Below are 18,141 nucleotides of genomic sequence, written 5' to 3'. Positions count from 1 at the left end.
CATGGAAATCCAAGAATTAAAATTAGAGCAGATTCCCTTCTTTCGGATATTTCTTTGCTTCGGACTTGGCATATTGGTCTCCTTTCAGATCCATTGGAATTATGCCTATTTCCAAGGATTGGCACTATTGATCCTGATGTTGTTTGTTCTCCTTCTCCTGTTTTGGATGCGGAAAAAATCAAGGAATCTTTACTATCTGATCTATGTCCTATTATTTCTGTTTGGGGTCTTGGGCCTTGCGATAAAAATGCCCAAAGAAAAAGTCGATCTATCCAAAACGCTGATCTATTCAGGGAAATTATTGGAAGAGCCAAGCAGAAAGGGTCAGGTTTTAAGAAGTAAGCTTGAACTGAATTTTCAACATCTTCCTTCAGGTCCAAAACCAAAGAGTATCCTGGTTATGGCCACTATTTGGGATAAAGATTCCAGCATAGTTCATTTGCACAAGGGCGATATCATTGGATTTAGAACCAAGATTAAGGAATTGGATCCAGCCTTTAATCCAGGACAGTTTGACTATTCAAAATATTTAAATGGGAAGGGGATATTCTACCAGGTCTTTATCCCAAAAGACCAATTGTTGCGACTGAAAATTGCCAAGATCAACAGGTTTGAAAGCTGGGTTTTGCAATATCAGGAAAGGCTCCAGATGAACTTCAGGAAATTTATCAACGATCCTTCAGCCTTTCAGATTGCCAGTGCGATTACTTTTGGATATCGCTCCGACATGGCCGATGAGCTGATGGAAGTGTTCTCTAACACCGGGACCATTCATGTACTGAGTGTATCAGGCATGCACGTCGGTTTGATGTTCTTGCTTTTGACCTGGATATTAAAACCAATAGATCGCCTAGCACATGGTCGAAAGGCAAGATACCTTCTAATTCTCTGTTTTATATGGTTTTACGCACTGATCTGTGGATTTGTCCCCGCCGTGCTGCGAGCAACATTAATGTTTAGCCTGTACTTGATCGGACATTGGCGAGCTCGGGTCGTCCTATCATTAAACACGGTCTTTTCCTCTGCATTTCTTTTATTGGTTTTTGACCCCTTTATGCTTCTTGATATAGGTTTTCAGCTTTCCTATCTTGCAGTTATTGGAATCCTGCTGTTTATTCCCGTACTCCAAGGTTTATATTATACATCCCACATATGGATCAATAAGCTATTGGACCTGTTATATATTTCCGTTGCAGCACAATTATCAACAACTGCCTTGGTAATTTTCTATTTCCAGCAGTTTCCCACCTTCTTTCTGTTTTCTAACCTTTTTATCAGCTTGCCATCTACGGTTATCCTTTATTTAGGCATGGGGCTAGTCGTTTTTTCAATGGAAGGGATAGGAGAGATCCTTGGAAATCTCTTGAACGAATGCATTTTGTTTTCCTACCAAATCCTTAAGTACATTGATTCCATTCCTTTTTCCAGCATCAAAGGAATGGTAATAGATGCGAAAGTAACCTTTCTCTGCTACTTAGGTCTTGCCTTTCTTTTTATTGGATTTCAGAAACAGTCGAAAATATTTCTCTGCACTTCTTTGATTTCCTTTGTCATGCTATTTTCCATGGTCCTAAAAATAAGGCTGGATCATCGATCCTTTCGGGGAGTAAAAATCTATAATACAAGAAAAGAGTTGAGCATTGCCTATATCAATCGTGCAGATGTACTGCTCTTGAGTACCTGTGATTCTCTTCAGCATAAAAGCCTGCGATTTTCAGTATTGCCAGATTTAAAGAAGTATGTGGATCCAAAAGATATTCAGTTTGCCAGCTTGAAGGTTAAGGATGAAAACCAATGCCTACATCTCTATGATGATATGGACTTATATATCCAAAATACCAAGGTCCATGATCACCAGGCTTCCAAGATTTTATTGCTCAGAAAGAATGCGCAGCTACCGAGTGAATTGAATGCTTCCATTTGCATTTTGGATGGGTCCAATTCAGATTGGTATATCGAGCAGACAGTGGCAGAATTAAAAAGGGTAAACAGGGCTTATTACATATTGAAGGATAATTTTGCGTATGTTTGGGAGAGTAATCAAGATGGAAAAAACGAGCTTATCCATATTAAAGGAGTTCTGGGGATACGATAAATTCCGTCCCTTGCAGGAAGAGATAATCCATGAGATCCTGTTGGGAAATGACACCTTGGCTTTGATGCCAACCGGTGGCGGGAAATCTATTTGTTTCCAGGTACCTGCCATGCTCCAAGAAGGGATCTGCATCGTGATCAGTCCATTGATTGCCCTGATGAAAGATCAAGTCGAAAATCTACGCAAGCGAAATATTCCAGCGATTGCCATTTATTCAGGTATGTCGCATCGAGAAGTGGATATTGCATTGGACAACTGTATTTTCGGCAATATCAAATTCCTCTATTTGGCACCGGAGCGATTGTACAACGATATGGTCCAAGAAAGGATTCGCCACATGAAGGTGAATCTGTTTGCCATTGATGAGGCCCATTGTATTTCGCAATGGGGATATGATTTTCGCCCATCGTATCTGGAACTGATCAAGTTAAGGGAATTACAACCCAAAGTTCCGATACTGGCCTTGACCGCCACCGCTACCCCTAAGGTCGTTGAAGATATACAGGAAAAATTAGGATTTGCGAAGCCAAATGTACTCTCCAAGAGTTTCCGAAGGGAAAACTTGGGTTATATGGTTTTCAAGGAAGACAATAAGATGGGTCGGATGTTGAAGATCATTTCCAAGGTCGGTGGAACGGGAATTGTCTATGTAAGGAACCGTCGGGAAACCCAAGAGGTGGCTCGCTATCTGTTGAACCATGGTATACCGGCTGATTTCTATCATGCCGGATTGGATATGCAAAGCCGTTCCAAAAAACAGGATGCTTGGACCAGTAACCAGGTACGGGTCATTGTAGCGACCAATGCCTTTGGGATGGGAATAGATAAGCCTGATGTACGTTTTGTCATTCACCTGGACATTCCAGACTCCCTAGAGGCCTATTATCAAGAAGCTGGAAGGGCAGGTAGAGATGGAAAAAAAGCATTTCCAGTCTTGTTGTATCAACAAGCTGATCGAAATGAACTCTGGGAAAATATAGATTTGAGCTTTCCGGATTTTCAATATATCCAACAAGTCTACCATCATCTCTGTAATTATTTCCAGATTGCGTACGGTGCTGGGAAAGGGTTGACCTATGATTTTGATGTGGTCGATTTTGCCAAGAAATATAAGCTGGATGTGGTCAAGACCCTGAGCTCCTTGAAATTCCTGGAAAGAGATAAATGGTTGTCATTAAGTGAAGCGGTGTATATTCCGGCAAGGATTAAATTCGAGGTGGATTTTCAGGAGCTTTATAAATTTCAGGTCCAGAGTGCGCAGTATGATCCATTGATCAAGGCCATCTTGCGGATTTATGGTGGTGTATTTGATTATTATGTCCCGATCAATGAATTTGAAATTGCCAAGAAGTTGAACAAGCCCTATGATGAGGTTGTTCGGATGATGCGGTACCTGCAACAACAGGAGCTGATGACCTATGTGGCCAAGACTGATTCACCACAATTACAATTTTTACAGCCAAGGGTGGACTATAAGAACCTCTACATCGATACCGCGTTTATTGCAGAACGAAAACTGATCAAAGAGGATCAGGTAAAGGCCATATATCATTATCTGGACAGCAAGGATTGCCGGAGTTTGAGTTTGCAGCATTATTTTGGGGAAGAAGCCAAGGAGCCCTGTGGCGTATGTGATCTCTGTGTGGTCCGCGAGCATAAATCGGGTTTGGCCGAGTCTATCGAAAAGAAGATCCAGTTCCTATTGCTGGCAAAGCCCATGTTGCTTCATGACCTGATCGAAGCTATTGAGATAGGCAAAGATGAGGACCGCCTCAAAGTCCTCCGAAAACTATTGGATTCCGATGAAGTGAAATTGGAAAACGAGCACTATAGTTGGAATGCCCTCTAACCGATTCCAGCATAAAAAATCTTAAGCATAAGTGATTGTTCCTCCAAGGTTTATCGATTGAGTACGAAAACAAACAAGTTTTTGTACGCTTGTATATTGATAAAAAAATGTGTTATCTTTAATACTAACCAAATAAACTTTGTATGGAACAATTTATCATCTATTTACCAGCAGCACTCGCTGTATTGGGTCTGTTATTTATGTTTGTCAAAGCAGGATGGGTTGGTAAGCAAGATGCTGGCGACGGCAAGATGCAATCCATTTCCAAGAGTATCCAAGAGGGGGCGATGGCTTTCCTAAAAGCGGAGTACCGAATCCTGTTAATTTTTGTTGTGATCGCCTCGATTGCACTTTTTATCGTTTCTACCTTGGTAGAGACTTCCCATTGGATCATTGTCGTTGCTTTTGTCTGTGGTGCCTTTTTCTCGGCTTTGGCAGGGAATATCGGGATGCGGATAGCGACTCGTGCCAATGTCAGAACAACCCAAGCAGCCAGAACCAGTCTACCACAAGCCCTAAAGGTTTCCTTTTCTGGAGGTACCGTTATGGGATTAGGCGTAGCCGGATTGGCGGTATTGGGATTGAGTATTTTCTTTCTGTTGTTCCTTAAGATGTTTTTGACCGAGGGTGGTAATTTCTACCTGGAGATGACCGTTGTTTTGGAGGCTCTGGCAGGCTTTTCCCTAGGTGCTGAGTCAATTGCCCTATTTGCACGTGTTGGTGGTGGTATCTATACCAAAGCAGCAGACGTTGGAGCGGATTTAGTAGGTAAGGTGGAAGCTGGGATTCCAGAGGATGATCCTCGTAATCCGGCGACCATTGCCGATAACGTTGGTGATAATGTGGGTGACGTTGCAGGGATGGGGGCCGATCTATTTGGGTCTTATGTAGCAACCGTATTGGCATCTATGGTGCTGGGTAACTATATCATCAAGGACATGTCGGAAGTAAATGGATCGGAGTTTACGGATGCATTTAATGGCATGGGACCGATCTTGCTTCCTATCGTGATTGCAGGAGTAGGTATTTTAGCCTCTATTATCGGTACATTCCTGGTTAAGGTTTCATCGAATGATGCCCGCGAAAATCAAGTACAGAAGGCCTTAAATATGGGGAACTGGACATCGATCCTATTGACGGTGGTTGCTTGTTTCTTTTTGATCCAGTATATGTTGCCAGAGGTTATCCAGATGAAGTTTTTTGGTGAAGGCTATCAGGATGTCCCTCGAATGAACATATTCTATTCAACCATTGTAGGCTTAGCCGTTGGAGGTTTGATTTGATCTTTCACGGAATACTATACCGGTTTGGGTAAGAAACCAGTTTTGAATATTGTACAGAATTCTTCTACCGGTGCAGCGACCAATATTATTGCGGGATTAGCAACCGGTATGAAATCGACGGCTTCTTCAGTTATCCTATTTGCATTGGCAATTTGGGGTTCATATGAACTGGCGGGTTTCTATGGAGTGGCAATTGCGGCTTCAGCGATGATGGCGACCACAGCGATGCAACTAGCCATCGATGCCTTTGGACCAATTGCCGATAATGCCGGCGGTATTGCGGAAATGAGCGAATTGCCAAAAGAGGTGCGTCAGCGTACGGATGTTTTGGATTCGGTGGGTAATACTACTGCGGCGGTAGGAAAGGGTTTTGCCATTGCTTCAGCAGCATTGACCGCACTCGCTTTATTTGCTGCCTATGTGACCTTTACAGGAATTGATGGTATCAATATTTTTAAGGCCGATGTATTGGCTGCCTTGTTTATTGGTGGTATGATTCCGGTTGTATTCTCCGCTTTGGCGATGCAATCGGTAGGTAAAGCAGCCATGGATATGGTGAACGAAGTGAGAAGGCAATTCCGTGAAATTCCAGGCATCTTGGAAGGAACAGGTCAACCTGATTATGGAAGATGTGTGGATATTTCCACCAAAGCCGCCCTGCGCGAAATGATGTTGCCGGGTGCCATCACCATTATCACGCCGATCATTGTTGGGTTTGTGATGGGAGCAGAGGCATTAGGAGCGTATATGGCGGGAGTTGCGGTTTCCGGAGTCATGTGGGCGATCTTCCAAAATAATGCCGGTGGTGCTTGGGATAATGCCAAAAAATCCTTTGAAGCTGGTGTCATGATCAATGGCGAGATGACCTTTAAAGGTTCAGATGCCCATAAAGCAGCTGTAACCGGTGATACCGTTGGTGATCCATTCAAAGATACTTCCGGTCCTTCCATGAATATCTTGATCAAATTGACTTGTCTGGTAGGGTTGGTGATTGCTCCAATCTTGGGCGGACATCACCTTGCAGAAAATGCAAAGAAGGATAAGGTAGATAATAAAGAAAAAGTGGTTATGGTTGATCATAAACCGGTAATCACGAAAAACAAATAAGCATTAAACCTTTCTAAAATAAAAGCCCTCTGTCAAGCAAATTGCGACAGAGGGCTTTCTTTTTTTATGTGCTTACTTTACAATCGTGATGACCTTGTTATCAGATCTTGCATTCACGGTAGGATCGTACATGCTTTCGATGTTGGTTATACCGGAGTTGAATTCACCTAGGTTATTGGCCTTGACCTCGTACTCGAAAGTCCTTTTCCCTTTTTGCAGGGCGTTGAAGAAGTAGTTGGTCGATGCGTCCTTCAGGGTGAAATAGTAGTTGTTCCTCCAGCTGTATCCCGAAGGTACGAATACAGGTTCCACGCCTGCAGGTCGGCTGTCCTTCAGGTGCACATATTCCAGGTCCTGGTCGTTGATGACGGTGATGATCACCTTGATCTTTTCGCCCAGTTTTGCCTGATTGCTCTCCACCCATTTACCGTTCCGCTCTACCATGTACTGTTTGCTGACCTTGATGTCGTTGGTCGATGCCTTCACTTCGGACACAGGAAGGAAGTACTGATGGAAAACTCCACCGAAGACCGTGCGGTCGTTGTGGTTCTCGATCTTTACGGACCTGTTGCGGTCAAGATCCTGCTTATTGAAAGTCTTGGAGATCTGTCCCAGTACCACCGAGTCCATCTTGGCGTTCTGTCCGTCGACCAGTACGGTTACGGCATTGTCCAGGTTGAAGTCCTTTGGATTGTTGGCCAGCAACAGGCTATAGATGGCATCCACGGTCATCCAGGTGTTTCGCCAATAGTTGGCTTCCTTGCGGAAGAAGATCCATTGGCTGATCGGATTGAGCTTGCTCGGATCATGGAGCTTGTATGCCTCCAGCATATAGCTATGCAGGCTGATATCGTTGTACTGCTTTCCGTTGCTCTCCCAGTACATGCCCTTGTCGAGATCCAGGATGACCTCCTGTTGGATCCTGTTGCGGATCTCGTTGGACTCCTTGGACTCACCGAACAATTGGTTGACGATCCATGCCTTTGCGGCATAGCCGGCAGGACCCTTGGCGGTGATGATCGGAGCCTTGGCGATCTTGGCCCGAAGGACCTTGCCGTTCTTTTCAGGTACCTTGACTTCCGAGTTCCAGAAGTGGCGTGCATATAGATAGTCCAGTGCGATATTGGCGGATGCCTTTTCCCTGGTTATGCTGCTGTCCTGGTCCAAATAGGTAGCCAGGCGTCTCATGCTGCCGTTTATCTGCGGGTTCACTAGGCTGTGGTCCAGGTAAAATACCTTGCCAACGACCTCCAGTATCCGCATGGAGATATGGGTATCGGACTTCCCGCCTTCGAACCAAGGGAAGGATCCATTGTCCAATTGTCCACGGAGCAGTTTCTGCTCGATGCCCTTGAGCTCGGTCTCGATATTGGAATTGAACAGTTCGGCCAAAGCCTCCAGGCGCTTGCTGTCATGCTGTATGTCGCGTAGCCAAGGCATTTCCTGCAGCTTCAGCTCGTTGAGCTGGGCATTCTCCTCCAGTCTGCTCTTGGTATCCTTTACCTTGATGGACCTGAAATAATCGGAAATGGCAGGGTAATGCTTGCCTATGTACTGAACCATCTTGAGACCGAACCATTTACTGCTGGACTGTTCGGTACATTCGTAAGGGTAGTTCTTGAGGTAGTCTAGGGCAGAGATAATCTCCAGGATCGGGTTGCTCTGTACCTGTACCTTGGCCTGTAGGTTGTCCTTGCCGGCAGAAGCGATGCTGAAGTCCTGTTTTTGGCCGGCATTCAGGGCGATCTTCTCGGTCTGGGAAACCAGCACCTTGTTGGACAGTACCGGCAGCTCCACGATCTCGCCATCGGAATGTTCCCCGCTTGCCGCAACGATCTTGACCTGCACGCTTGGGTACCCTTCAGGTACCTTGAGCTTCCAGGACAGCGTTTGGTTGTTGTCCTTTGCTACGCTGAAGTCGGTCGTGATGTCGCCCAGCACGAACCGTTCGCTGAGGTCGGCATTGTCGACCGGGTTGATGATCTCGATCTTGGCCTTGCCCTGCTGCGGCTTGCCGCTGAGGTTCTGTACCTGGGCGATGATCTCGATCTGGTCGGATTCGCGGAAGTACCTAGGCAGGTTGGGACGTACCATCAGCTGCTTCTGGGTCTGTGTATAGAACTGTTCGGAGCCCACCTCGAGGTTCTTGCCATGGGCGAAGAGCATGAGCTTCCACTTGGTCAGGGCCTCGGGACTGTCGAACTCGAAACTGATGTTGCCCTCCTTGTCGGTGTACAGGTTCGGGTAGAAGAATGCCGTTTCCTGAAGGTTCTTGCGCGCTTGGACCTGGGAGAGGTCTACTCCTTGATAAATAGGCATTAACTCATTCATGCCAGGATTCACATTTTTCGGAGCGAATTCTCCTCTTGGAATATTATCAACTTTATTTAAATATGCTGGGGTCCAAATCGCCTCAAATTCATAGACCCGATTATTATTTTCCAAAAGAGAAATATCACCTTGATCTAATGTCAAGGTATTCCACAAACTGAAACTATTTAGTTGATGGAATTTTAAATCATTCATAGGAATGTAAATATGGATATAGTCTTCTTCATCTCGAGCATTAATCAATGTAAAAAAGGCATTATGCCTTACCTCATATCTATATGGATAGCTCGTCAAATTCCATTTGTTAGTGTAACTTTTTGTAAAAAATTCATTCAGGGAAAAATCATACATGCATGCAAATACGGAAGCTGGGATAGCTTTATCATTCAGTGATATATTAAAGCTCCATTTTTCCTTACTTCCAGGAAGGATTTTATTTCTAAAGGTATTTGCTCTAATTTTTAGGATGTTGTTTTCCTTATGTAATGGTATTTGTATGCTAAGGTTTTCAATTTTATTTTCATTAATCAATGTAGCTTGAAACTGATAGTAGTTCTTGATTTTTATACTATCCAATAAAAAAGAATAGGATGCATGACCATTCTCAATAGAAAGGATAATGGATTCAAGCTTATGCTGGTTAGTAAAAGGCACTAAAAGTACCTCCTTTGCATTTTTTAAATCAGTATAAAAGTCAACTTTTACCTGATCGTTGATTTGATAGTTTTCTTTATCAAAATTGTAGACTAAAAAGTTTTTATTGCCCTTCTTCCTAGTTTTGGAATCTGCTAGCTCAAAGCTGCGATATCCTAATAAGGCAGAATCAGGGACATTAACCACTTTAATGTAATATCTTCCCGAAGAAAACAATGTTGGATCAACCTTTATGGTAGGAGAAAGGCTGCTGTCAAAGGGATAGGTAGCTACAAGGGTGTCGTTTTGAGTTTCAAAATCTTTTTTGGTTACCCTTGTTGGGAAATACTTGATGTACTCCTCAGGCGAAAACACATGAAATTCTATTTCATCCAGGAATTTAGTGGAATACAAACTGTTTGAATAGGTGTTCCCAATGGTAGTGAAATCCGGTTTTTTGAAGATTTGAATTTCACCGGAAAGATTCACCTTTTCTTGGTTTTCATTTTTACCAATTATTTCTATCTCATCAAATTTGCTGGCAAATAATTTTTCTTCATCCAAATTTATTTCCGCGGTGCCGAGAATATCCGAATATATATAATGCGTATATGCTTTTTGGGATTCGCCGGTAGGGCTTGTTGCATAGGTGTTCAATAAAATACTATAGCCTTTGAAATTTGCGAAAAGGGTGTCATTCAAAGGAACCCTAATTTTAAAAGTTCCATCGTTTTCGGTTTGCAAAGTACCTGCAGGAAGATTTATATATTTTGTACTTGGGTCATGTGTAATTACAGTAATGGTATACGAAACTGTAGTAGCACCTAAGACTACTCCAGAAAATGATTCTACCAATCCTGTGAACTCCGCCGTATCTTTTGACGTATAGGTATCTTTAATTTTATTGAGGTAGATCTTAAATGTTGGCCTTTTGTACTCTTCTACTCGGAAAGATGAAGAGGAAATTGACTGATTTCCTTCTTTGATCATGATCTGATAGAAGCCAAGTGGGGATTTTTCAGGAAGAACAAATTCTCCATTTATGGAGCCGAAACTATCTGTGGTTTGGACCAGGGAGTCTATTATTTGCTCATTTGATGTTTTTATTAGTACAGTCAATCTTTTTCCGGCTAGGATTTTTGCTGCATACATGTCATTTTGGTAACTGATCACCTTATATAGAACTTTTTGTCCTGGTCTATAAATACTTCGGTCAAGAAGCGTTTTTGCCTCGAAATCTAATTCATTAGGAGAGCTGTCTTCCTCCGAAAAGTTTTTGGTTTTATGGTAAACGAGGTGTTGATTTTCTTCAGGAAGGAAAATGCCTATATCGTCACTATAGAATTTAACTGAATCTGCTGGGATAGGGAGTAAAATTTCTCCAGCATGATTTGTACTCGCTGTTTTTAGGCTAGTCTTTCCATCCTTCAACTTTAGGATTTGAAGATCTTTCTTTTTAAAAGACTCGCCATTTTTGCGGTTCACGAGGTAAGTTGAAAAGATATCGCCCCCAAAAGGGTCTTTTTCGATTGCGGTTTTAAAGAAATAATCTGTTACTTCAAATTTGGACGCTGTTACTAATTTATTGTCGTCATTATTTTCAAATTCAGGATTGTTTGAAATCAGGATTCGATATTTTCCGGCGCTTAGTGGGTTAATTTTATAGTAAGTGGTGTGGATTTCGAAGTCATCAAAAGGTTTCAATGCTACTTGTTCCGTATAGATTTCTTTTGCTTTGTTATTTATATCGCTTAATCCAACTTCTGGACTTGAATAATAATCCAGATCATTTTGGAATTTGAATACTTTCAGATATATCTTGTCAATATTCCTAATGGAAAGAACTATGGGTACATATTCATTGGTTGGTATGGAGGAGCTGTGCTTAAGGTTCAATTTCAAGCCATTGAAGAGGTTAATCAATGAATCTAAATCCGTTGTCCAAGGGGAATTTGGGTACAGTCTTTTAGCCTTCTGTAAATATCGTACTTGTAATTTAGGATTTTGAGATCCTAATTTTGCTGCCAATAAAGTATAGATCTGGGCATTGAATTGACTGTTGGTTTTTTGAATGATACCTTCGTAACCTTCAATAATACTCGACGTATCTCGGTTTTCAATATAGAGGTTCTTCGCCAGGATATAGGCAGTTGCATCCTCTAGGCCCTTCCTCTTATTATAGGCTAGAACATCCGTTAGAAGTTTATTGTAAAGATCCAGATTTTTCTTTCTGTCGTTAAGTAAAAACCTTAAATATGTATCAAGATTGAAATGGTATAGTGTCGGGTGAATAGAAAGCTGTTTGGAATCTTCCCATAGGGATTGCCATTTTTCCATGGGTTGTTTTAGGAGAGATTCCTTATCAGCAATGGATTTTTTGAGGAGACTATCAATGATTTCAAATTTCCTCATCTTGGTTGAACCTAGGAACTCATTATTAGTACTGGATGGGTTGTCTTCTACATTATTAAGAAGAAATAAGGCATAAGCTTGATATAGGACTGCTCTTTGAACATTGTTTTTCCCTTTTAGATTTCTTATAAAATGTTTTTCAATTTTTTCGAATAGGTCAACAGAAGTTTCATTCTTCCTTAGCCCCATGGTTTCCGCAAGAACTATCTTTACTTCCAAGGCATCATCTTTTTTTCCTTGTGCAGATTTCTTTAATTCATTTATTATTGGGATGGCTTCATTATAATTTCCAATGACTTCTAAACGGTTGATTTCTTTCCATTTTTGTTCGATTTCTCTTTCGTTGATCTGTCCAAAAGCTAAAAACGGAAGGATAAACATTGATATTTGTAGGATTCTCTTCATGAATTAATAATTGGCTTTCTTAATTAATGATGCGAGAAATTAATTTTTTCACAAATTATTTTTAATAAACTTTATGTGGACTAGGAAGGGAATATGTCCTATAAAAAGGGAAAGGGCAATTTGATATCAAATTGCCCTTTCCCTTTTTATTTAATTCTTCTATTTGACAATCGTGATGACCTTGTTATCAGATCTTGCATTTACGGTCGGATCGTACATGCTTTCGATGTTGGTTATACCGGAGTTGAATTCACCTAGGTTATTGGCCTTGACCTCGTACTCGAAAGTCCTTTTCCCTTTTTGCAGGGCGTTGAAGAAGTAGTTGGTCGATGCGTCCTTCAGGGTGAAATAGTAGTTGTTTCTCCAGCTGTATCCCGAAGGTACGAATACAGGTTCCACGCCTGCAGGTCGGCTGTCCTTCAGATGTACATATTCCAGGTCCTGGTCGTTGATGACGGTGATGATCACCTTGATCTTTTCGCCCAGTTTTGCCTGATTGCTCTCCACCCATTTACCGTTCCGCTCAACCATGTACTGTTTGCTGACCTTGATGTCGTTGGTCGATGCCTTCACTTCGGATACCGGCAGGAAGTACTGATGGAAAACTCCACCGAATACCGTGCGGTCGTTGTGGTTCTCGATCTGTACGGACCTGTTTCGGTCAAGATCCTGCTTATTGAAAGTCTTGGAGACCTGTCCCAGTACCACCGAGTCCATCTTGGCGTTCTGTCCGTCGACCAGTACGGTTACGGCATTGTCCAGGTTGAAGTCCTTTGGATTGTTGGCCAGCAACAGGCTATAGATGGCATCCACGGTCATCCAGGTGTTTCGCCAATAGTTGGCTTCCTTGCGGAAGAAGATCCATTGGCTGATCGGATTGAGCTTGCTCGGGTCATGGAGCTTGTATGCCTCCAGCATATAGCTATGCAGGCTGATATCGTTGTACTGCTTGCCGTTGCTCTCCCAGTACATGCCCTTGTCGGGATCCAGGATGACCTCCTGTTGGATCCTGTTGCGGATCTCGTTTGACTCCTTGGACTCACCGAACAATTGGTTGACGATCCATGCCTTTGCGGCATAGCCGGCAGGACCCTTGGCGGTGATGATCGGAGCCTTGGCGATCTTGGCCCGAAGGACCTTGCCGTTCTTTTCAGGTACCTTGACTTCCGAGTTCCAGAAGTGGCGTGCATATAGATAGTCCAGTGCGATATTGGCGGATGCCTTTTCCCTGGTTATGCTGCTGTCCTGGTCCAGGTAGGTAGCCAGGCGTCTCATGCTGCCGTTTATCTGCGGGTTCACTAGGCTGTGGTCCAGGTAGAACACCTTGCCTACGACCTCCAGTATCCTCATGGAGATATGTGTATCGGACTTTCCGCCTTCGAACCAAGGGAAGGACCCATTGTCCAATTGTCCACGGAGCAGTTTCTGCTCGATGCCCTTGAGTTCGGTCTCGATATTGGAATTGAACAGTTCGGCCAAAGCCTCCAGGCGCTTGCTGTCACGCTGTATGTCGCGTAGCCAAGGCATTTCCTGCAGCTTCAGCTCGTTGAGCTGGGCATTCTCCTCCAGTCTGCTCTTGGTATCCTTTACCTTGATGGACCTGAAATAATCGGAGATGGCAGGGTAATGCTTGTCTATGTACTGTACCATCTTCAGACCGAACCATTTACTGGTTGACTGTTCGGTACATTCATATGGGTAGTTCTTGAGGTAGTCGATGGCTGATATGATCTCCAGGATCGGGTTGCTCTGTACCTGTACCTTGGCCTGCAGGTTGTCCTTGCCGGCAGAAGGGATACTGAAGTCCTGTTTTTGGCCAGCCTTTAGGGCGATCTTCTCGGTCTGGGAAACCAGCACCTTGTTGGACAGTACCGGCAGCTCCACGATCTCGCCATCGGAATGTTCCGCGCTTGCCGCAACGATCTTGACCTGCACGCTTGGGTACCCTTCAGGTACCTTGAGCTTCCAGGACACCGTTTGGTTGTTGTCCTTTTCTACGCTGAAGTCGGTCGTGATGTCGCCCAGCACGAACCGTTCGCTGATGTCGGCATTGTCGACCGGGTTGATGATCTCGATCTTGGCCTTGCCCTGCTGCGCCTTGCCGCTGAGGTTCTGTACCTGGGCGATGATCTCGATCTGGTCGGATTCGCGGAAGTACCTAGGCAGGTTGGGACGTACCATCAGCTGCTTCTGGGTCTGTGTATAGAACTGTTCGGAGCCCACCTCGAGGTTCTTGCCATGGGCGAAGAGCATGAGCTTCCACTTGGTCAGGGCCTCGGGACTGTCGAACTCGAAACTGATGTTGCCCTCCTTGTCGGTGTACAGGTTCGGGTAGAAGAAGGCCGTTTCCTGAAGGTTCTTGCGCGCTTGGACCTGGGAGAGGTCTACTCCTTGGCCCTTATTCTTTAATTCTTCAACTTGTGCCCTAAGATTAGGGTCTTTTAGTTCATCATATAAGGATACAGTTTCTTCCGTTACTTCACGTACATCGGCTACTGCTTCAATATTGACAGCAGATACTTTGCCTCGAAGAACTCTTTGCATACCATTTGCTGCAGGGGCTGATCCAGCTGCATATTGAACTTGATCATCATAATAATTATGCAGACTATTGATGCCGCGATTTAACCAATAGGCATCCCACAGGCCATAATTGTTTACTATAGGTAATTCATTGCCAACTGCATTGATAATTTTTTCATTGAATCCAAAGGGACTTGAGGCTGATGAAGCATAGAATAAATTGGTAAAATTATATCGCCTGTAATAGGATGGGCTATACCTGTCAAAAAAGGTAGGGAAGTAATTGGCTCCAAAAACGTCTAATGACATGTCATACATGGTAGCCAATACCTCGGATGGAATGACCTTGTCCTTTTGCAAGATGCTAAAGCTCCATTTCTCTTTTGTTCCCGGCGTAATTTTGTCTCTAAAGCTGCTGATTTTAATTTTTAAATCTTGATCATCAGTTCGCTTAGGAGCGCTGATGAATTTATTTTCAATCTGGTTGTCTACAATTAATATAGCGTCTAATTGATAACCTCGTGCAAACTTTTCCTTATCAAATTTGAATTCATAGGTTGCTCGGCCATTCTTTACAGGAATGGTAAAGGTCTCTTGTTTACCAAAGGAGTTACTTGGAAAAAGAAAAATCTCCTTTGCATTAGGGACATCTGTATAGAAATTTAATTTGACCTGTTCATCCAGACCATAATTTGGTTTATCAAAACTGTATGTGAGAAAGTCATGATCACTGCTCTTTTTGGTTACAGGGTCGAAAATGCTCACATCTGCTTGACTTCTTATGGTATCTTTTCCTTGGATTGAAATGACCTCAACGTAATACTTTCCTTTTGGAAACAGGTTGGAATCTATTTTCACAAGGCTCGTATCCCTTGTGTCAAAGGAATAGGTTTTTACCAATTCTGTTGGTTTCTTGATGATTAAAGACTCATCAAATGAGGTTGGGAAAAGTTTTTTGTACTCTGCATTACTGAAAATATGGTAATCCACATTTTTAAATATATTGTCATATTGATCCGGTAAAGCAATATTAGGCTCAGGATACTTATAGATTTTTATCTCACCGGTCAAGGGCAAGGGCTGGTTGTTTTTATTCACGGTACTGATGAATAATTTATTCCATTTACCTGCTTCTTCTATTCTTGGACCTTGAATATTGATTACCCAAGGCTTATCCGAATAGGTGTAAAAAACAGATGCTTGCTGCATTTCTCCGGTCTGATTCACGACCTCAGCAGTTACACTGATGTTGAAATCTTCCAATTTATTTAATGCGGTATCTTCCAGTGGAACCCTGATGGTAAATTTTCCTTGCTCATCAGCGATTATTGAACTGTCGGCTAATGTGAAATTGGTATAATTACGACCATAGGAGTTTATTCGAACTTTGTAATTCACCGAAGCACCTACAAGTGGCACACCGGAATAGGATTCTACTTTTCCTATGAATTCGGCTATATCTGAGCGTTTATAGGTTTCCTTATTGGGTTCAAATTTAACACTAAAGGTTGGACGCTTATACTCTTCCACATTTAGGTAGTGATAGCCAATTTGGTTTTCTTTATCCATAATCAGGATATTGAACCCACCCGCCAAGGTATTGGCTGGGATTTGAAGGTCTCCATTTACAGAACCAAATGCATTGCTGGTCAATGACAAGGAGTCTACCTTCTGACCGTTGGCATCCTGAAGTATCACATCTAGTTTTTTACCTTCTATTACTTTTCCACTTAATGAGCTGTTGTTATAAACAATTCCTTTGAAGTAAAGCTTTTGACCGGGTCTATAAATCCTTCTATCGGTTAGGATCTTGGTATTGAACCTAACCCTATCCTCTTCTTTCTCGATCTGCGAAAAGCTATAATTTAAAGGAGCAGCCATGTCGATGATCTGCTTTTCCTCGGCAAGGTAAAGCATCGCCCCAGATTGATAGCGATAATATGAATCCTTATTGATATCTACTGAAAACTCTCCATTCTGATTAGTTTTCATTTTATGAACCAGCTTTGGTGCTTTTCCTGAATTTACATCATAGATCTCCAACGATTTATCAGCATAAGGCAAACCCGTCTTTCGATTGATCAGCAAACCTTTGAAAAGATATTCTGTATTCTTCCCTTTCTCCAGTTCTGTGTAGTTAAATAAATCCGAAACAATAAAACTTGATGAGGACACGGTATTGAATAGACCATCAGCTTTGAATTCAGGATTGTTTGAAATAAGGGCTACATAATTGCCAAAAGGAAGAGCATTTATCTTGTAAATGGTAGAATGTCGTTTATAATCATCAAATGATTTTATTGGAATTTCCTCTTCATACACCTCCGTCGCATTTACCCCTACTTTTTTCGTTATGCTATCTAATTTTACTTCAAATTTCTTATAGTTTGTTGGGGTATTGGTCACATTGAAAACTTTCAAGTAGAGCTTTTCCGCATTTTTAAAGGAGAGCTGGACCGGACTGTTGACATTGGAAGGATTAATCTGCTTATTATAAAACTGTATTTCCACACTTTTAAATCGTTGATCCATGAGCTCAACATCCTTGATCCAAGGTGATTTTGGATACTCTTGTTTTGCTTTGGCTAGATATTCAACTGCGTTTTTTGTATCATTATTGTTGTGCAATGTTTCTGCAATGATGGTATAGATGAACGCGTTATAATCGCTTTTGTTTTGAGCGATTACGTTTTTTAAAGCATCAACATAGCCATCTTTTTTTTGATAGCTAGGGGAAATATTGTTCACCATTAGATAGGAGGTCGCATCAGCGTATCCTGCTTTCTTATTGATGCTGAGCAAATCCTCTGATATATTTTTGATTTTTACTGCATTTTTTACCCTGTTCCCTCGCAAGAAAGCGAGGTATGCATTACTATTGAAGTGGTAAAGCGTAGGACTGAGGCTAAAATTTTTGCTGCTGGAAAAGAGAGATTTCCAATCTTCAATAGGTTGTTTCAAGAGAAGGTCTTTGTTCTCCAAGGATTTATTGAACAGGGAGTCCAAGATTTTATACTTGGTTTCTTCATCTGCCTCTAAAAATTTATTCTTGCTTTCGCTGTAGTAATCGGTATTGCTTCCTAAATACTGGGCATAAAAACTATAGAGTAGACTTCTTTGAACCCCCTCTGCTTGGTTGATGTTGTTTTGGAAGTGTTTGTCTACTTTATCGAAAAGATCTTCTTGTGTCGTATTGACTTGAAGCAATTGGCTCTCTGCAATAATCGCTCGAAGCTCCATTGGGCCATTTTTTGATTTTTTGGCGTAAGTTTTTATTTCATTCAGAAGAGGGGCTGTCTGTTCATAATTCCCAATGGAAATTAGTCTGTCTACCTCTTTCCATTTTTCTTCTATCATGTTTGTCGTTTTAGATTCTTGACTGAATAGCAGGATGGGTGAAAGTGCGAATAATAGGATGAATAATTGTTTCATATAACATAAACCTTAATGTTCATAACCTTGTTTTTGCAATGGATGCAGAAATGGAGCTGATTCCATAATGC

The 18,141-nt window shown here is 42.3% G+C and carries 4 protein-coding genes and 1 pseudogene; 3 read left to right on the top strand and 2 right to left on the bottom strand.

Annotation, left to right across the window (positions count from 1 at the left end):
• Position 1: 1 nt before the first annotated feature.
• The 3 genes and pseudogenes from NMK93_RS14860 (at position 2) to NMK93_RS14850 (ending at position 6,334) form a co-directional block, all read left to right on the top strand.
• A complete protein-coding gene (locus NMK93_RS14860) occupies positions 2-2,095 on the top strand; it encodes a ComEC/Rec2 family competence protein (RefSeq protein WP_254530126.1) in 2,094 nt (697 codons plus the stop codon).
• The gene (locus tag NMK93_RS14855) at positions 2,025-3,944 is read left to right on the top strand and encodes an ATP-dependent DNA helicase RecQ (protein ID WP_254530124.1); all 1,920 of its coding nucleotides are present in this window, start codon (positions 2,025-2,027) and stop codon (positions 3,942-3,944) included. The genes NMK93_RS14860 and NMK93_RS14855 overlap by 71 nt, the downstream gene beginning before the upstream one ends.
• Before the next feature lie 143 nt (positions 3,945-4,087).
• Positions 4,088-6,334: pseudogene (locus NMK93_RS14850) on the top strand (sodium-translocating pyrophosphatase).
• Positions 6,335-6,406: 72 nt separating this feature from the next.
• Here the strand turns inward: NMK93_RS14850 and NMK93_RS14845 are convergent.
• Entirely contained in the window at positions 6,407-12,115 is a 5,709-nt protein-coding gene (locus NMK93_RS14845; RefSeq protein ID WP_254771283.1) for an alpha-2-macroglobulin family protein, read from the bottom strand.
• A 159-nt stretch (positions 12,116-12,274) separates the two neighbouring features.
• Positions 12,275-18,070 (bottom strand): alpha-2-macroglobulin family protein, encoded by a 5,796-nt coding sequence (locus NMK93_RS14840; protein ID WP_254771282.1) that lies wholly within the window; start codon positions 18,068-18,070, stop codon positions 12,275-12,277.
• Positions 18,071-18,141: the final 71 nt, after the last annotated feature.

Source organism: Sphingobacterium sp. LZ7M1 (genome assembly GCF_024296865.1).
In the GTDB taxonomy this organism is placed as follows: domain Bacteria; phylum Bacteroidota; class Bacteroidia; order Sphingobacteriales; family Sphingobacteriaceae; genus Sphingobacterium.
This window is presented reverse-complemented; position numbering and strand designations above follow the sequence as displayed.